At 73.1% G+C, this 16171-nt stretch carries 17 protein-coding genes; 5 read left to right on the top strand and 12 right to left on the bottom strand.

The genetic code is table 11. The annotated features are described in order from the left end of the window. Window positions 1-63: 63 nt before the first annotated feature. Complete coding sequence (locus E0W78_RS06165) at window positions 64-987, top strand: LysR family transcriptional regulator (protein WP_131402983.1); 924 nt, start codon at window positions 64-66, stop codon at window positions 985-987. Here E0W78_RS06165 and E0W78_RS16490 read toward each other — a convergent pair. Both E0W78_RS16490 and E0W78_RS06155 read right to left on the bottom strand, forming a co-directional pair. Beyond that, a complete protein-coding gene (locus E0W78_RS16490) occupies window positions 984-1805 on the bottom strand; it encodes a hypothetical protein (protein WP_165570416.1) in 822 nt (273 codons plus the stop codon). The two genes, E0W78_RS06165 and E0W78_RS16490, sit on opposite strands and share 4 nt — an antisense overlap. A 22-nt stretch (window positions 1806-1827) precedes the next feature. Beyond that, window positions 1828-3357 (bottom strand): MFS transporter, encoded by a 1530-nt coding sequence (locus tag E0W78_RS06155; protein WP_131402982.1) that lies wholly within the window; start codon window positions 3355-3357, stop codon window positions 1828-1830. 106 nt (window positions 3358-3463) lie between these two features. Between E0W78_RS06155 and E0W78_RS06150 the strand changes: the two genes are divergently transcribed. Beyond that, window positions 3464-3991, top strand: coding sequence for a TetR/AcrR family transcriptional regulator (locus E0W78_RS06150; protein ID WP_019144155.1), 528 nt, complete (start codon window positions 3464-3466; stop codon window positions 3989-3991). Here E0W78_RS06150 and E0W78_RS06145 read toward each other — a convergent pair. Genes E0W78_RS06145 through E0W78_RS06135 form a run of 3 tightly spaced genes read right to left on the bottom strand, consistent with a single transcriptional unit; the run spans window position 3988 to window position 6358 of the window. Beyond that, window positions 3988-4617, bottom strand: a complete 630-nt coding sequence (locus E0W78_RS06145; protein ID WP_131402981.1) for a YigZ family protein — start codon at window positions 4615-4617, stop codon at window positions 3988-3990. The genes E0W78_RS06150 and E0W78_RS06145 overlap by 4 nt on opposite strands. 4 nt (window positions 4618-4621) lie before the next feature. Then, window positions 4622-5527 (bottom strand): carbohydrate kinase, encoded by a 906-nt coding sequence (locus tag E0W78_RS06140; protein WP_242686252.1) that lies wholly within the window; start codon window positions 5525-5527, stop codon window positions 4622-4624. Window positions 5528-5557: 30 nt separating this feature from the next. Further along, window positions 5558-6358, bottom strand: a complete 801-nt coding sequence (locus E0W78_RS06135; RefSeq protein ID WP_131402980.1) for a crotonase/enoyl-CoA hydratase family protein — start codon at window positions 6356-6358, stop codon at window positions 5558-5560. A 193-nt stretch (window positions 6359-6551) separates the two neighbouring features. Between E0W78_RS06135 and E0W78_RS06130 the strand changes: the two genes are divergently transcribed. Continuing rightward, a complete protein-coding gene (locus E0W78_RS06130) occupies window positions 6552-6848 on the top strand; it encodes a WhiB family transcriptional regulator (protein WP_019144151.1) in 297 nt (98 codons plus the stop codon). 117 nt (window positions 6849-6965) lie between these two features. Here E0W78_RS06130 and E0W78_RS06125 read toward each other — a convergent pair whose 3' ends face one another. Beyond that, a complete protein-coding gene (locus E0W78_RS06125; RefSeq protein ID WP_131402979.1) occupies window positions 6966-7616 on the bottom strand; it encodes a TetR family transcriptional regulator in 651 nt (216 codons plus the stop codon). Between the two features lie 120 nt (window positions 7617-7736). Here E0W78_RS06125 and E0W78_RS06120 point away from each other — a divergent pair, with 120 nt between their 5' ends. Then, on the top strand, window positions 7737-8009 hold the full coding sequence (locus E0W78_RS06120) for a hypothetical protein (protein ID WP_019144149.1): 273 nt from the start codon (window positions 7737-7739) through the stop codon (window positions 8007-8009). 43 nt (window positions 8010-8052) lie between these two features. Next, complete coding sequence (locus tag E0W78_RS06115) at window positions 8053-8952, top strand: alpha/beta hydrolase (protein WP_131402978.1); 900 nt, start codon at window positions 8053-8055, stop codon at window positions 8950-8952. On the opposite strand, the gene E0W78_RS06110 is transcribed toward E0W78_RS06115, so the two are convergent. The 6 genes from E0W78_RS06110 to E0W78_RS06085 all read right to left on the bottom strand — a co-directional run bounded on the left by E0W78_RS06110 (window position 8949) and on the right by E0W78_RS06085 (window position 16160). Next, window positions 8949-9329 (bottom strand): hypothetical protein, encoded by a 381-nt coding sequence (locus E0W78_RS06110; RefSeq protein WP_131402977.1) that lies wholly within the window; start codon window positions 9327-9329, stop codon window positions 8949-8951. The two genes, E0W78_RS06115 and E0W78_RS06110, sit on opposite strands and share 4 nt — an antisense overlap. 167 nt (window positions 9330-9496) lie before the next feature. After that, window positions 9497-11137, bottom strand: a complete 1641-nt coding sequence (locus tag E0W78_RS06105; protein WP_131402976.1) for a methyl-accepting chemotaxis protein — start codon at window positions 11135-11137, stop codon at window positions 9497-9499. 177 nt (window positions 11138-11314) lie between these two features. Beyond that, window positions 11315-13306 (bottom strand): glycoside hydrolase family 3 N-terminal domain-containing protein, encoded by a 1992-nt coding sequence (locus E0W78_RS06100; RefSeq protein WP_131402975.1) that lies wholly within the window; start codon window positions 13304-13306, stop codon window positions 11315-11317. A gap of 177 nt (window positions 13307-13483) precedes the next feature. After that, window positions 13484-14023, bottom strand: a complete 540-nt coding sequence (locus E0W78_RS06095) for a hypothetical protein (protein WP_207392661.1) — start codon at window positions 14021-14023, stop codon at window positions 13484-13486. Next, entirely contained in the window at window positions 14020-15288 is a 1269-nt protein-coding gene (locus E0W78_RS06090) for an aconitase family protein (protein ID WP_207392660.1), read from the bottom strand. The genes E0W78_RS06095 and E0W78_RS06090 overlap by 4 nt, the downstream gene beginning before the upstream one ends. Before the next feature lie 2 nt (window positions 15289-15290). Further along, entirely contained in the window at window positions 15291-16160 is an 870-nt protein-coding gene (locus E0W78_RS06085; RefSeq protein WP_131402974.1) for an isocitrate lyase/PEP mutase family protein, read from the bottom strand. Between the last annotated feature and the right edge of the window lie 11 nt (window positions 16161-16171).

Raw genomic sequence — 16171 nt, 5'->3', positions numbered from 1 at the left:
TCGCGGACGACGACCATGCACGACCAGCGATGTCTCGTGCCGGTCAATCGGTAGCATCGCTACATGATCGACGTGACCGCGCTTCGCGCCCTGATCGCCGTCCGCGACCACGGCACCGTCGCCGGCGCGGCCCAGGCGCTCGGGTTCACCCCCTCGGCGGTGAGCCAGCAGGTCAAGCGGCTGGAGCGCCAGAGCCGGGCCGCGATGCTCGAGCGGGTGGGCCGCCGGGTCGTGCTGACCGAGCGCGGACGCCTGCTCGCCGACCGCGGCGGTGCGCTGCTCGCCGAGCTCGAGCAGGTCGGCAACCTCGCCCTCGGCGACGACGCGCCGCTCACCGGCGTCTTCCGCATCGCCGCGTTCTCGACGGCGTGCCGCGGGCTCGTCGCCCCGCTGCTGCGCCGGCTGGCCACGTCCGCGCCCGAGCTCGAGGTCCGCGTGCACGAGATCGACCCGCGCGAGTGCCTCACGATGGTCGAGCGCGGCGGGGCCGACCTCGGCGTCGTCCACGACTGGAGCTCGGTGCCGCTCACGGTCGCCCCGGCACTGCACCTCGTCCCGCTGCTCACCGACGCCGCGGACGTCGTGCTGCCCGCCGACCACCGCCTGGCCGGGCAGGACGAGGTGGCGGCCGCCGACCTCGTCCATGAGCGCTGGGTGAGCACCCACACCGGCTCGATCTGCCACGACTGGCTGCTGCAGATGCACGCCTCGCACGACACGCTCCCCGACGTGCGCTGCCAGGACGCCAGCTTCGGCACGCACGTCGCCATGGTCGAGCAGGGCGTGGCCATCGCCCTGCTCCCCCGGCTGGGCCGCGAGCACCTGCCGCCGACCGTGCGCGCCGTCCCCGTGGTCGACCCGGTGTCCCGGCGCAGCGTCGGCGCGGTGTGGCGCCGCGCCAGCGACGCCAACCCCGCCCGCCGGCACGTCCAGGCCGCGCTCGAGCGGGTGGCGGCCGAGCACGTCGCGAGCCGCGACGCGACCTAGTCGTCCAGCAGCGGGTCGTCACCCTGTCCGATGCCGCAGAGCCGGACGACCGAGTCCAGCAGGCCGCCCTTCACCGCCGGGGCCGGACGCAGGAAGGTCGTCACCGCGCCGTGCCGCGTGGTGACCTGCAGCGGCAGGAGCGTGCCGACCTTGTCCTCGGCGACCACGTGGGCGTCGCACCGGGCCGGGGCCAGCCGCACGTCGCGGGACCAGCGGTCCCCGGCGGCCAGGCGGCGGTCGAGCCGTCCGTCCTCGCCGGGTGCGAGGTCGAGCAGCACGGTGCCGGCGACGGACCCGACCGTGACATCCTCCCCGGTTGTCCGGAACATCAGGGGCAGCACGATCTCGCGGCCCTCCAGCCGGGGAGCGCCGGCGTCCACCCGCAGCAGGGCGTCCGCGCAGTCGCGGTCGAGCAGGCGAGCGATCGCGCCGAACCGGTCGGTGGCTCCGCCGTCCACGGTCCCCGCCCCACCGTCCAGGACGAGCCGGACGCGGGCGTCGACACCGTCCCCGCAGGCGGCCGTCGGGGCCTCCACGGCGAGGTTCAGCGCGCCGCCGGGTGGGACGGTCGCGGGTCCCTCGTAGCGACCCGGGACGCCCCACCGCGGCAGGCGCACCTGGAGCTCACGCACGACCAGCGGCTCGGACCCGTCGTTCTGCACCCGGGCCAGGACCCGGCGCGTGGCCATGTCGCTGCGCGCCTGGTCCAGGCTGACGGTCACGCCGTCGGGCAGGCCCGCGCGCGCCTCGTCCGGCTCGTCCCCGAGGCCGCACCCGGCCAGGACGAGCACCAGGAGCAGGGCGGCGGTCCGGCGCACGCCCCGAGCCTAGGCCCGCCGGTCAGTGCTTCGGGGCGTCCCGCAGCATCCGGAACGACATCCACGCCGCGCTGAGCGCGACCACGATCGCCGCCGCCGACGTCAGCTGGACGCCGTGGTCGAACGCCGCGATCGCCGACGCCCGCAGCGTGTCGCCCACCTCGTTCGGGAACAGCGCGGCTCGCTCGAGCGCACCGCCCAGGGTCTCGAACGTGTGGCCGGTGGTGTCCGCCGCGTACGACGGCACCTGCAGCTCGCGCCGGAACGTCTGGGTCAGGATGCTGCCCAGCACCGCCGTGCCCAGCACCGCGCCGATCTCGTACGCCGTCTCCGACAGGGCGGACGCGGCGCCGGCCTTGTGCGGGGGCACCCCGGCCAGCATGAGGTCGTTGGTCAGCGTCTCGGCCAGGCCGATCCCGACGCCGAGCACGGCGAAGGCCAGCATGATCGAGCCGGTGCTCGGGTCGCCGAACGCGGCGATCGCGTAGCCCGTGGCCGACAGCACGAAGCTGCCCGCCACGACCAGGTGCACCGGCACGCGCTGGACGAGCCGCACCGCCACGAAGCCGGCGGCCACGGTCACGACCAGGCCGGGCAGCAGCGCCACCGCGGACTCCAGCGGGCTCAGGCCCATGACCAGCTGCAGGAACTGCGCGGCGAAGAACATGAAGCCGGCGAAGCCCATGAGGCTGAGCAGGTTGGCCGTGATCGCGCCGGTGAAGACCCGGTTGCCGAACAGCGTGAGGTCGATCATCGGGTGGGCGAGCCGGCGCTGACGGCGCAGGAACGCCACGACGCTCGCGACGCCCACGACGACGGTGAGCACGACGACGTCGGTGAGGCCCGACTCGGCGGCCTTCTTGATCGCGAAGGTCAGCGGCAGCATGGCGGTCAGCGACAGCACGATGCTCGGCACGTCGATCGGACCCGGGCTGGGGTCGCGCGACTCGGGAAGCAGCACGAAGGCCAGCACGACGAACGCGACGATGATCGGCGCGTTGATGAGGAAGACCGAGCCCCACCAGTAGTGCTGCAGCAGCCAGCCGCCGAGCACGGGGCCGAGCGCGGCGCCGCCGGAGAACATGGCCGCCCACGTCGCGATGGCGACGCGGCGCTGCGACGCGTCCTCGAAGATGTTGCGGATCAGCGACAGCGTCGACGGCATGAGCGCGGCACCGAAGAAGCCGAGCAGGCCGCGGGCCACGAGCAGCATCTCCGGCGTCGTGCTGAACGCCGCGACGAGCGACGCGACGCCGAAGCCGAGGGCGCCGAGCACGAGCAGGCGGCGACGGCCGACGCGGTCGCCCAGGCTGCCGGCGGCGATGAGGAAGCCGGCGAGCATGAGCGGGTACAGGTCGACGATCCACAGCAGCTGGGTGCCGGTCGGGCGCAGGTCGGTGGTGACCTGCGGCAGCGCGAAGCTCAGCACGGTGTTGTCGATCGAGGTCAGCAGCACCGGCAGCATCAGCACGGCGAGGGCCCCCCAGTCACGGGGACGGGCGCGGCGCGCGGGCTGGATCGGTTCCGTGGTGGGAACGTGGACGTGGCTCATGAGGGGTCCTCCTCTCGGGGCGGGTGACAACCTCTCTACTGTACCGTCCGGACGGTACAGCGACCAAGCCCGCGGAGTGTGACGTTCGCGGCGCTAGAGTCGGCGCATGGCGAAGGAGCGCGGCACCCGTGACCGGCTGCTCGACGCGTTCGAGAAGCTGCTCGTCGTGGGCGGCACCCGGGCGGCCACGCTCGAGGCCGTCGCCGCGGACGCGAACGTGTCCAAGGGCGGGCTGCTCTACCACTTCCACAGCAAGGACGACCTGCTGATCGGCATGCTCGAGCGGCTGCGCGAGCAGGGCGACGCCGACGTCCAGCGCATGCGCACCGCGCCACAGGGACCGGTCGACTACTACCTGACGACGTCGGTCGACAACGGCAGCGACTACGACCGGGCGCTCATCGCCACCGCGCGCGTGGCCCAGGAGAACGACGCCCGCGCCCGCCAGACGCTGGCCGAGGTGCGCGAGTCGTGGTTCGAGGTGCTCCGCGAGCACCTGGGCGACGAGTCGCTGGCCCGCACGATCCAGCTGATCGGCGACGGCCTCTACTTCGACGACACGACCGGCCTGTCGGAGAAGTCCGCGGTCGACCACGTCCGCGACGTGCTCGGCCGCCTCGACGGCGCGATCTAGGCGTCGACCCAGGACTCCCCGGCGTCGTCGAGCCGCGCCCGACCCGCGGTGACGGACGCCAGCCGCTGGCCGAGCTCGTCGCGGTCGCCGGGCGGCACGGCCACGGTGATCGTGGCGCGCGTGCCGTAGCCGACACCGGTCACCTGCCACGCCGACCGCAGCAGGTTCTCGACCTTGCCCGCGTCGGCGACCGCCACCTCGACCGCGACGAGCAGGCGGCGGTGCCGCTCGCGGGTGCCGGCCGCGTCGAGCGCCTGGCCCACCGCGTCGCCGTAGGCGCGCACCAGGCCGCCGGCCCCGAGCAGCGTCCCGCCGAACCAGCGGGTGACGACGGCGGCGACGTCGCTCAGCCCGCGCCGGGTCAGCACGTCGAGCATCGGCGCGCCGGCGGTTCCGGACGGCTCCCCGTCGTCGTCCATCCGGCGCACCCGGGCGTCCGGGCCGACCACCCAGGCGCTGCAGTGGTGCCGGGCGTCGTGCGACCGGCGACGGGCGTCCTCCACGAGGGCCCGCGCGGCGTCCTCGTCGTCGACGCGGGCGACGTCGCAGCGGAACCGCGAGCGCTTGACCTCGGTCTCGACGGTCGCGGGCCCGGCGATGGTCAGGTACGACGTCGGCGCGGGCACGCCGTCACCCTAGGGCGGGCCCCAGCTCGTCGCGGCGGGGCGGGTCGGCGCCCTCGCGGCCGACCACCACGGCGGCGGCCCGGACGGCCGTCGCGAGCACGCGCTGCAGCGTGGCCGGGTCCATCCCGCCCAGCCGATCGCGCGCGTCGGGGTCGAGCAGGTGCTCGTCGGCCAGCCGGGACAGCAGCCCGGCCATGAACGTGTCGCCGGCGCCCACGGTGTCGACCACGGCAGCCTCGGGCGCGCCGACCTCCACCCGGACGTCGGCCGTGAGCGCGACCGCGCCCTCGCCGCCGGCGGTCACCACGACGAGCCGGGGACCGAACCCCAGCCAGCCGCGGGCCACGTCCTCGGGGTCGGCGTCGGGGTACGCCCAGCGCAGGTCCTCGTCGCTGGCCTTGACCACGTCGGCGAGCGCGACGAGGCGCTCGAGCCGCGCGACGGCGGAGGTCCGGTCGGGCACGAGGGTGGGGCGCAGGTTCGGGTCGAACGAGACGACGGCCGCGCTCCGCGCCGCGGCGACGAGCCGCTCGACGGCGTCCGCACCCGGCTCCAGGAACGCGCCGAGCGAGCCGACGTGCAGCAGCCCGCCGCCGGGCAGGGCGAGCGCGCCGGGGTCCCAGGTCAGGTCGAAGTCGTAGGTCGCCGAGCCGGACGCGTCGAGCGTGGCCGTCGCGGTGGACGTGCGCGGCGCGGGGTGGGCCTCCAGCCGCACCCCGGACGCCCGCAGGTGCTCGGCCACCAGCCGTCCGCGCTCGTCGCCGCCCAGCGTGGTCAGCAGCGTGACCGGGTGGTCGAGCCGGGCCAGCGCCAGCGCGACGTTCGCCGGGCCACCGCCCGGACGCTCGGCCCGCGACCCGTCGGGCCGCACCAGCACGTCCACCAGGGCCTCGCCGACGACCGTCATCATGGCGCTCACCCTACGGAGAGCCGGGACCGGTCAGTCGACGGTGCGCGGGCCGAACTCGGGCTCGGCGCCGGTGCTGCCGGCCTTGCGGGCGATGGCCGTGTTGGGCGACTTGAACATGCGCGACTGCAGCCGACGCTCGAGCCGGAAGGCCTCGCGCACGCTGCCGCGCCGGGTCTGCAGGACCAGACGCTTCGTGGCCGCGACCGAGTCCGGCGAGCGCGCGATGATCCGCTCCGCGAGGGCCAGCGCCTCGGCCTGCGGGTCGTCGCTGACGCCGGTGGCGAGGCCGAGCTCGCCGGCCTCCTGGCCGCTGAACACGTCGCCGGTGAGCGCCAGGCGCATCAGCACGTCGGTGCGCAGCAGCTCGCTGAACGGCACGGTGCCGCCCATGTCGGGCACCAGGCCCCACTTCGCCTCGAGGATCGACCACTTCGCGTCGGGCGTGGTGAAGCGGAAGTCGGCGTTGGCCGCGAGCTGCAGGCCGGCGCCGAAGCAGTGGCCGTGGACGACGGCGATGACCGGGACCGGCAGCGAGCGCCACACCTCGGTGACCCGCTGGAAGTCGTTGGCCCGACGCGGCCCGGCGAAGAACATCCGCGCGACGCGCTTCTTGTCCTTGAACGCCGCGGCGAAGTCCAGGCCGGCGCAGAACGAGCGCCCGTTGCCGCTCAGCACGACGACGCGGACGTCACGGTCGCGGGCGAGACGGCGGCCCGCCTCGATGAGCTCGGCGATGAGCTCCAGGTCGAAGCCGTTGAGCTTGTCGGGACGGTTCAGACGGACGTGGGCGATCGGTCCGGCGAGCTCCACCTGGACGCGTGACTCGGTCATGACCGCAGGTTACCCGGGGGTAAGTTCCCGCGTCCATCCCCGGAGTTCCAGGGGTCCGGGACGGGTGAACAAGTTCTGCGCAAGAAACTTCTTCAACTCCCTTGCACTCGTGAAGAGGTTTTGAGTAAGTTCTGAACAGGTTTTGGAAGCGAGCGTCGATCCGGCGTCTCGCACCTGGGGGAAAGAGGACGCCATGGTCAACGTGAACCGACTGCCGATGCCGCTCATCGAGACGTACGAGTGGCAGTACGAGGGGGCCTGCAACAACGCGGACCCCGACACCTTCTTCTCCCCGGAGTTCGAGCGTGGCCCGCGCCGCGCCGCCCGCGAGGCGAAGGCCAAGAGCTTCTGCGCCACCTGCCCGGTCATCCAGGAGTGCCGTGAGCACGCGCTCTCGGTCCAGGAGCCGTACGGCGTGTGGGGCGGCCTGACCGTCAACGAGCGCGCCGAGATCCTCGCCGGGCGCAAGGCGCAGCCGCTCGCTTCCTGAACCCGCCCGGCCTGTCGCGGGCTTCAGGGGGGCTCGCGGCGAGTCGTGCCAGGGCCGCGGTCGATCTTCGGATCGGCCGCGGCCCTTCTGCGTCCCCCGCCGGGTCGAGCGCGGCGGTCAGCCCTGGACGGCGGCCCGCAGCGCCGGCAGCACGTCGGCCAGCGATCGTCCGGCCTCGAGCACCAGCACCCCCTGCGGGGCGCCGTCCTGCACCACGAACACCTCGGCCACGAGCTGCAGCGCCTGGTCGATCTCGATCATCGGCTCGTCGCACTCCCCGCGCAGCCACCGGCGCAGGACGTGGTTGTGCGCCGACACGACCGCCGCGGCCATGAGCTCGGCCCGCAGCGGCGACCCGTCCGACGTCACGTCGTAGCGCGTCAGGTACTGGCGGAACAGCCGCTGGTAGCGCGCCACCATGGCGATCTCGCGCTCGCGCAGCGCCTGGATCGAGCTGGTCAGGCGGTAGCGGCGGCGCGCGTGCTCGCCCTCGCTCACGTAGTGCACCAGCACCGTCGTGATCGCGGCGCTGACCGCGTCCAGCGCGGACCGCTGCGTCGAGGCGTCCAGCCGGCGGCGGATGTCGGCCAGCATCTCGTCGTGGTCGGGGAAGACCACGGACTCCTTGGAGCCGAAGTACCGGAAGAACGTCGAGCGGCTCACCTGGGCCGCCGTCGCGATGTCCTCGACGCTCGTCTCTGCGTACCCGTGGGCCGCGAACAGCTCCATCGCCGCCTGGACGATGCGGTCGCGCGCGTCGGTGCTCATGCGTCCATCGTGACCGATTCGGCTGCTCGGCTTGACGAGACCTGGGACACACGTAACACTGCCGTAATGACACTCAGTGTCGTGCAGTGAGACTCAGTCCTAATTGAGGGGAAACCTCCGATGGCCGTGGCCCTGTCGTCCCGCACCGCTCGTCCCACCATCGCGTCGCGCTACTTCGCGTCGTCGCCGCACCGCCGCCAGGTCCCGGGCGGGTGGGGACCGTACGGCACCTTCCACGCGCGGGAGGTCGGCTCGCCGACCACCGCCTGCGGCATGGCCGCGATCGAGTGGAAGGTCTTCTACGACCAGGGCTTCACCGCGGTGAACCCGCAGGCCTGTCGCGACTGCATCCAGGTGCTGTACTTCCCGGCCAAGGGCGCCGCCACCGCCTGACCCGCTCGCCCGGCACACTGGGCGGCCTGCGAGAGGGGTCCCCATGACCGTGCGCCGGGTCGCCACCAACGGCATCGAGCTGTCCGTCCTCGAGGAGGGCGACGGACCCCTCGTGGTCCTCGTCCACGGGTTCCCCGAGCTGGGGTACTCCTGGCGCCACCAGGTGCCCGCCCTCGTCGCCGCCGGCTACCGGGTCGCCGTGCCCGACATGCGCGGCTACGGACGCTCGGACGTCCCGCCGGGGCCCGAGGGCTACGACGCCCTGACCCTGGGCCGCGACCTCACCGGGTACCTCGACGACGTCGGCGAGGAGTCGGCCGTCTTCGTCGGCCACGACTGGGGCGCCAACGTGGTCTGGCTGCTCGCCACCGGCCAGCCCGAGCGCGTCCGCGCCGTCGCCGGGCTGAGCGTGCCGTTCACGCCGCCGACCCGGTCGGTGCCCACCGAGGTCTTCCGCCACCGCATCGGCGAGGACTTCTACATGCTCTGGTTCCAGGAGCCCGGCGTCGCCGAGCCGGTGCTCGAGTCCGACGTGCGGCGCACGCTCAGCACCAGCGAGGTCTGGGGCGCCGACTGGGCGGCCCGCGAGGGCGAGGACGTCCGCCGCCCGCGCTGGATGACGGAGGCCGACCTGGACGTCTACGCCGAGGCGTTCGAGCGCACCGGGTTCGCCGGGGGCCTGTCGTACTACCGCAACCTCGACCGCAACGCCGAGCTCACCCGCGACTGGACCGACCGGCGGGTCACGCAGCCCGCGTTCTTCCTGACCGGGTCGCGCGACCCGGTCGCGCTGTTCATGCCCGCGCAGGGCATGGACGGCTGGGTCACCGACCTGCGGTCCAGCGTCGTCCTCGACGGCGCGGGCCACTGGGTGCAGCAGGAGCGTCCCGACGAGGTCAACGCCGCGCTGCTGTCCTGGCTGGGCGAGGTCGCCCCGGTCTAGCGCGAACGACGCAGGGCGGGGCCCGCGCCGAAGCGCAGGACGGCCACCGCCTCGACCGCCTCCGGCGCCCCGCCCTGCGCCAGCCAGTCGCGCACGACGAGCGGGACGCCGTCCGCGTCCACGCCTACCAGCTCGCGCAGGAAGAAGGCTCGGACGACGAACGGGTGCACCTCGCTCGGCAGCACCGCGAGCACCCGGGTCAGGTGGGGCAGCACGTGCGCGTCCGGCTCGCCCGGCCGGCGCACCAGCTGCCACTCCGGCACCTCCAGGCGTCCGCCCGAGACGCAGGCGTACAGCTCGCGACGGCAGATCATCTGCTGCACGTCGACGAGCGAGACCCCGAGCTCGTGAGCGGCGGACGCCGCGCCATGCGTCATGCGTCGATCGTGCGCCGGACGGTCACCCGCGCTCCAGGGATGCGGGACGGATCGGCGGGATCCGCGCGGGCCGGGGTGCGGACCACGCACCGGCCCGCCACCGTCCGGACGCACGGCGAGGGGCCCGTCGCACGTGGCGGCGGGCCCCTCGTCGGGTGGGACCGGGATCAGACGCGGAAGTGGGCGACCGAGCCACGCAGCTCGGTGGCCATGCGGGCGACCTCGTCGACGGCGGACTGCGTCTGCGACAGCGCCTGCGTGGTGCCGGCCGCGGCCTCGGAGACGCCCGAGATGTTGTCCGCGATCTGGCCCGAGCCGGCCGAGGCCTCGGAGACGTTGCGGCTCATCTCGTTCGTGGTGGCGGTCTGCTCCTCCACCGCCGAGGCGATCGTCACCTGGTAGTCGTTGATCGAGGTGATGATCTCGGCGATCTGCCCGATCGCGTCCACGGCGCCGCCGGTATCGGACTGGATGGCGTCCACGCGACGGGCGATGTCCTCGGTCGCGCGGGCCGTCTCCTGGGCCAGCTCCTTGACCTCGTTGGCGACGACCGCGAAGCCCTTGCCGGCCTCGCCGGCGCGGGCCGCCTCGATCGTGGCGTTCAGGGCCAGCAGGTTGGTCTGCTCGGCGATCGAGGTGATGACCTTGACGACGTTGCCGATCTCCTGGCTGGACTCGCCCAGCTTGGCGACCGTCTGGTTGGTGGTCTCGACCGTGCGGACCGCCTCCGAGGCGACGCGAGCGGCCTCGTTGGCCGAGTGGGCGATCTCGCGGATCGAGGCGCCCATCTCGTCGGAGCCGGCGGCCACGGTCTGCACGTTGCGCGACACGTCCTCGGCCGCGTTCGACACCAGGCCGGCCTGCACGGAGGTCTCCTCCGCACCCGCGGCGATCTGCTGCGAGGACGCCGAGAGCTCCTCGGCGGCCGCGGCGAGGGCGTCCGAGGACGCCGTCACCTGGCTCATCAGGCCACGCAGGGTGGCGGTCGCGTCGTCCAGGCTGGCGCTCATCTCGCCGACCTCGTCGCGCGACGTGACGCCCGACGACGCGGTCAGGTCGCCGGCGGCGAGGGACTCGGCGACCTGGCGGACGCGTCCGACGCTCGCGGCGATGCTCCGCGCCACCAGCAGGCCGATGCCCAGGCACAGGAGCGCGCCGACGAGCAGCACGGCGATGGTCGTGGTCCGCGCGGTGGAGTAGGCGTCCTGGGCGGCGACGGCCTCGGCCTTGGCCTGGGCGTCCTCGGACTCGACGATGCCGCCGAGGTCGGAGCTGATCTTCTCGGCGATGGTCGAGACCTCGCCGTTGTTGACCTTGAGCCAGCCGGAGAGGTCCTGCTCCTCGGCCAGCGGGCCGAGCTTCTCGTCGACGGCCGAGATGTACTGGCCGAGCGTCGCCCGGATGTCCTCGGCGCGCTGGCGGTTCGCCGCGGTCGGGTTCGTGGTCAGGTACTCGTCGAGCTGGGCGTCGAACGTCTTCTGCAGCTCCACGTACTCGTCCAGGACGGCCTGGCGGTCGGGGCCGTCACCGACGAGCAGGATGTCGCGGGCGCTGATCGAGATGCTCTTGCGCGTCACGCTGATCTCGCCCAGGACCTTCACCGCCGCGAGGTTGTCCTCGTGGATGCTCTGGCTCGTGGCGGCGCTGTCGGACAGGGCGTTGAGGCTGTAGGCACCCAGCACCGAGGCGGCGACGACACCGAGGACGGCCGGCACCAGGACCTTGGTGCGGATCTTGCGGCTCGACCACCACGCGGCGAGGCCGCGGGGGCCCGCCTCGACGTGCTCGGTCGACGTGGACTTCGACATGGGTGCCCTCCAGGCGGTGGATCGTGAGGCGCCGGACCGTCCCTGGACCGACCCCCACCCGATCGGCCGCGAGGCCCGGGAGGTGAGCGATTTCACGCCCCCTGGCCGCACCCGGCCACGCCGGCGCCGACGGGCGAGGGCCCCGGCCGGGTCGGCCGGGGCCCTGCTCCGCGCGGGTCAGCGGTGCCGGTGGGCGTACCGCAGGCCGTGACCGACCTCGAACAGCGGCCGGCGGACGTCGTCGGACAGGTCGGGGCGCTGGGCCTCGACCTGGGCCATGGACGCCGGCAGCTCGAACGGCAGGCGTCCGCCCGGGCTGCGCTCGCCGAAGATCGTCTCGAGCAGCACCTCGTCCGAGACCCCGTAGTCGGCGACCACCGCGGCCGCCCGGTCGACCACGTTCGTGAGCACCAGCGGCCGGACCAGGTTCGGCACCGCGACCGTCGGCGTGCCGGACGCCGCGGCGGCCGCGAACGCCTGGTAGTCCGCCTCCGTGCCGCGGAAGTCCAGGTGGTTGTCGCGCCCGACGCCGGTCGGGTCGGACAGCCCGACGATCGCGAGGTCGGCCTCCTGCGGGGTGGCCACGACCTGCAGGCCGCGGTCGGTCGCCGCCTGCGCGCCGATGCCGGAGAGGTAGACCTTCTTCACCCGGCGCGGCGACGCCGGCAGGGTGCGTCCGCGGTTGGTGAGCAGGGTGAGCGACTTCGCCTGCGCGGCGTCGCCGATCGCCTGGAACCGGTCGTTGCCCGCCACCTGCGCGGCCTCGGCCGGGTCGACGTACGGGTTCTCGAACAGGCCGAGCCGGACCTTCTGCTCCAGCACCCGGCGCGCCGACTCGTCGACGCGGCGCTCGCTGAGCAGACCCTGCTGGACGGCCTGGACGACGTACTGCGGCTCGTCCGAGCCACCCATCTGGTCGATGCCGGCGGTGAACGCCTTGGCGAACCGCTGCAGCTTGGTCGCGTCCTCCATGCCCCACGGGGTGCCGACGCCCCACGGCCCGAAGAAGGTCGGGCCCTCGTTGGCCTTGCACGCGGCCGGGCAGTCGTTGGCGATCGCCCAGTCCGAGACGATGACGCCGTCGAAGCCCTGCTTGCCGCGCAGCAGGTCCTGCAGCAGGAACGTGTTGAAGCCGGCACCGACCTGCTCGACCGGACGTCCGCGGTAGACGAGGTCCTTCAGGATCGAGTACGTCGGCATGACCCCGGCGACGTCGGCGTCGAAGGCGCCGCGGAACGGCACGATCGCCCGGTCGAGGCTGCGCTGGTCGAGCTTCGCGTAGCGGCCGTAGTAGTAGTGGCTGTCGTAGCCGTTCACCTGGGCGCCGTACCCGACCCAGTGCTTCACGACGGCCGCGACGCTCTCGGCGCCCAGCCCGTCCGACCCGTCCTGGATGCCGGCGACGTAGGCGTTGACCTGCTTGCGGGCGTCCTCCGGGTCGGACCCGAACGTGCCGTTGATGCGGCTCCAGCGGGGCTCGGTGGCCAGGTCGGCCTGCGGCGAGAGGCCCTCGTGGATGCCGACCGCCCGGTACTCGCGGCGCACGACGTCGCCGTACGTCCGGGTCAGCCTCGGGTCGCCGGCGGCGGCCATGCCGATCGGGTCGGGGAAGGCGGTGTTGCCCACGCGCGGCACCGTCTGCCCGGCCGCCGTCGTGAACCCGTTGCGCGGGTCGGTCGAGATGACCACCGGGATGCCGAACGGCTGGGCCTCGGCGATCTCCTGGACGCCGTTGTTCTGCGCGGCCAGCGCGGCCGGCTCGGTGGCCAGACGGGTGATGAAGGTGGTGATGTGCCGGTCGGCGATGAAGCCGGTGTTCGTCACCGCGTTGTAGGTGGTGCCGGTCGTGGCGAGGGTGCCGTGCACCAGCAGCCCGGCCTTCTGCTCCAGGCTGAGCCGCGACACCAGGTCGGCGGCCCGCCGCTGCGGGCTCAGCCGCCAGTCCTCGTACGGCGTCAGCCGGCCGTCCTTGTCCAGGTCGCGGAAGCGGTAGCCGCCCTGGCTGATGACCTCGACGCTGCGCGTGCCGAGCTCGGGCTGGTGGTGCCGCGACGCCGACGCGCTGCTGGTGAGTGCCGGCACCGCCAGGGCACCCAGCACGAGCGCGCCGATCGCGGTGCCGCCGACCGCGGCGCGCACGCGTCGCGGTCGTGAGGTGAAGATGTCCATCCGAATCCCCCCGATTCGTTCGTGTCCCGAACCTCGATGTCCGGTCTCCCGAGCATCTGTGACGCCGGTCACGGCGTCAAGGACGCGACCCGACCGTTCTCGATGCTGAGACGGACGAAGGGCCCACCTTGTGTTCGGGTCTCGAACACAAGGTGGGCCCTCGGACGGCGCGGCGGGTCAGCCGCGGCCGTGCTCGGCGAGCAGCAGCGCGTAGCGCCCGCCCGCGGCGATCATGTCCTGCGTGCGCTGGTTGAGCGGCTGCCCGACCAGCTCGAGCCCCTTGGCCGGGACCCGGACGGTGGCCGTCCGCCAGTCGACCTCCAGGTCGTCCCAGCGCTCGACCGCGGTCGAGATGCCCGGCACCGTCAGCAGCGGCATGCCGTTGCTGACCTCGCCGCGCCAGAACCCCGGCGAGAACGACTCCGCCACCACGCCGACGATGCCCTCGTTGCGCATCGCCGTCATGGCCACGTAGTGCGGGTGGCCGTAGCCGAAGTTTCGCCCGCCGACCAGCCAGTCGCCCTCGCGCACCTTGTCGGTGAAGTCGTCCTCGTAGGCCTTCATGCAGACGCTGTGGAGGTGCTCGGGGTCGGTGTACTTGATGTTCTGCACCCCGATCATCAGGTCGATGTCGTGGTCGTCGCCGAAGATCCAGGCCACCCGTCCGTGCAGGACGTCCGCGATCACCTGCGGCGGCGTGGTCGTCTCCGCGGTCACGGAGCCACCACCTCGCGCGGGTCGGTGAGCCGTCCGGTCAGCGCGCTGGCCGCCACCGTCGTCGCCGAGCCCATGTAGATGTCGGCGTCCGGGCTGCCCATGCGGCCGGAGATGTTGAGCACGCCGGTCGACACGCAGGCCTCGCCGGCCTCGAGCGGCTTGGCGTAGCCGAAGCAGAAGTCGCAGGTGGACTCCACCACGTGGGCGCCGGCGTCGCGCAGCGTCTGCAGCAGGCCCTCGGACTCGGCCTGCTCGTAGATGCGTCGCGAGGTCGGGACGACGTTGAGCTCCACGCCCGGCGCGACCCGCTCGCCCTTGAGCACGCCAGCCGCGGCGCGGATGTCCTCGATGCGGCCGCTCGCGCACGAGCCGATGAAGGCGCGCTGGATCTTCTGCCCGCCGACCTCGGTCACGTCGCGGGTGTTGGCCGCGCGGGCCGAGCCGGGCATGACGATCTGCGGGCTGAGCGCGTCCAGGTCGATGTCGTAGCGCGCGGTGTACTCCGCGTCCGGGTCGCTGTACAGCGGCTCGAAGTCGTGCTGGGCGACCTTGCGGCTGTACTCCAAGCTCATCTCGTCGGGGTTGAAGATCGCCGAGACGCCGCCGGCGAACATCGCCATGCCGCACAGCGCCTGGCGCTGGCCCAGGGCCATCGTCTCCGCGCCCGGGCCGGTGTACTCCATGACCTGGAAGGCGACGCCGTCCGCGCCGATGTCGGAGATGATCCGGTGGATGAGGTCGCGGCTCTCGACGCCCGGCGCGAACGATCCGGTCAGGTGGAAGCGCGTGCTCGCCGGGACGTCCAGGTGGATGCCGCCGGTGACCCAGCCCTCGAGCAGGTCGCGGCGCACGCCCATGCCGAGCGCGCCGAACGCGCCGAGGCTGGAGATGTGCCCGTCGAAGTGGATGAGGAAGTGACCGGGCATCGCGTACCCGAGCTCGGCGGCGACCTGGTGGCCGATGCCCTCGCCCTCGTGGAAGTGGACGCCGTTCTCCGTCGCCCAGTCGCGGGTGACCTGGTGGACCTCGGCCTCGCGCTCGTTCTTGTTGGTGAGCATGTGGTCGATGAACAGGACGTACCGGTCCGGGTCGGCGACCTTCGTGACGCCGAAGTCCTCCTTCATCTGCCGGAAGAAGCGGTCGGTGTAGCCCGGGAAGTCGTAGGCGATCATGTAGTCCGGGCGGACGGGGTAGTTCTCGCCCGGGGTGACGTGGTCGCGGTCGCCGACGCGGGCCAGGATCTTCTGCGTGATGGTCTGGCCCATGGTCAGGCCTCCTCGAGGGTCTCGGGCAGGTACAGGGACTGCTTGTGCAGGACGTCGTCGAAGCCGATGAGCTTGAGGAAGTCGGCGTGCTCCATGTAGTCGCGGCTGACGTCCGCCGCGAGCTCGCCGGCCGCCAGGCGCTCCAGCGAGGCCCGCGTCGCGGTGGTCGCCGCCAGCAGGATCTGCGTGGGCAGCAGCGCCAGGCCGACGCCGATCTCGCGCAGCACCTGCGGGGTGAACTGCTCGGCCGTCCAGGTCCAGGCGGTCAGCGAGCACATGAGCGGCACCCCGGTCTCGGCGTGCAGGCGGGCCCACGACTCGGCGTCCGGGAAGCCCTTCGAGATCGGCATGATCATCTCGGCGCCGGCCTCGACGTACGCCACCGCGCGGCGGATCGCGTCGTCGCCGATGCCGTCGGTGCGGCCGATGAGCACGAGCTCGTCGCCCACCTCGTCGCGCACGGCGCGGACCTTGCCGGCCGCCTCGCGGACGGGCAGCAGGGTCGGGACGCCGCTGGTCGCGGCGGGGCAGCGCTTCGGGGCCAGCTGGTCCTCCATGAAGACCGCCGAGACCCCGGCGTCGGCGAACATCCGGGCGGTGCGCGCGGCGTTGACCGCGTTGCCGTAGCCCGTGTCGATGTCGGCGACGACCGGCAGCCGCGACGCGCCCCGGATGCGGCGCACGGCGTCGAGGTTCTCGCTCATCGAGTACATCTCGGCGTCCGGCAGGCCGAGCGAGGCCGAGATCGCGAAGCCCGACGCGCACAGCGCCCGGAACCCGCTCTGCTCGGCGATGCGGGCGGTGAGGCCGTCCCAGACGCCCGGCGCGTAGACCAGGCCCTCGGCCAGCTGCTCCCTGAAATGGTTCGTCATCGTGCTTCCTT

It is taken from the genome of Aeromicrobium sp. IC_218, from assembly GCF_004336805.1.
Classification (GTDB): Bacteria; Actinomycetota; Actinomycetes; order Propionibacteriales; family Nocardioidaceae; genus Aeromicrobium.
Note: the sequence above shows the minus strand (reverse complement) of the source record. Positions and strands in the feature narration are given on the sequence as shown.

Bases quoted from the DNA above. Each gene is read 5' to 3' on its own strand.
- E0W78_RS06165 (WP_131402983.1), top strand. From the start codon at position 64: ATGATCGACGTGACCGCGCTTCGCGCCCTGATCGCCGTCCGCGACCAC.
- E0W78_RS06155 (WP_131402982.1), bottom strand. From the start codon at position 3,357: ATGAGCCACGTCCACGTTCCCACCACGGAACCGATCCAGCCCGCGCGC.
- E0W78_RS06150 (WP_019144155.1), top strand. From the start codon at position 3,464: ATGGCGAAGGAGCGCGGCACCCGTGACCGGCTGCTCGACGCGTTCGAG.
- E0W78_RS06140 (WP_242686252.1), bottom strand. From the start codon at position 5,527: ATGATGACGGTCGTCGGCGAGGCCCTGGTGGACGTGCTGGTGCGGCCC.
- E0W78_RS06135 (WP_131402980.1), bottom strand. From the start codon at position 6,358: ATGACCGAGTCACGCGTCCAGGTGGAGCTCGCCGGACCGATCGCCCAC.
- E0W78_RS06130 (WP_019144151.1), top strand. From the start codon at position 6,552: ATGGTCAACGTGAACCGACTGCCGATGCCGCTCATCGAGACGTACGAG.
- E0W78_RS06125 (WP_131402979.1), bottom strand. From the start codon at position 7,616: ATGAGCACCGACGCGCGCGACCGCATCGTCCAGGCGGCGATGGAGCTG.
- E0W78_RS06120 (WP_019144149.1), top strand. From the start codon at position 7,737: ATGGCCGTGGCCCTGTCGTCCCGCACCGCTCGTCCCACCATCGCGTCG.
- E0W78_RS06115 (WP_131402978.1), top strand. From the start codon at position 8,053: ATGACCGTGCGCCGGGTCGCCACCAACGGCATCGAGCTGTCCGTCCTC.
- E0W78_RS06110 (WP_131402977.1), bottom strand. From the start codon at position 9,329: ATGACGCATGGCGCGGCGTCCGCCGCTCACGAGCTCGGGGTCTCGCTC.
- E0W78_RS06105 (WP_131402976.1), bottom strand. From the start codon at position 11,137: ATGTCGAAGTCCACGTCGACCGAGCACGTCGAGGCGGGCCCCCGCGGC.
- E0W78_RS06100 (WP_131402975.1), bottom strand. From the start codon at position 13,306: ATGGACATCTTCACCTCACGACCGCGACGCGTGCGCGCCGCGGTCGGC.
- E0W78_RS06090 (WP_207392660.1), bottom strand. From the start codon at position 15,288: ATGGGCCAGACCATCACGCAGAAGATCCTGGCCCGCGTCGGCGACCGC.
- E0W78_RS06085 (WP_131402974.1), bottom strand. From the start codon at position 16,160: ATGACGAACCATTTCAGGGAGCAGCTGGCCGAGGGCCTGGTCTACGCG.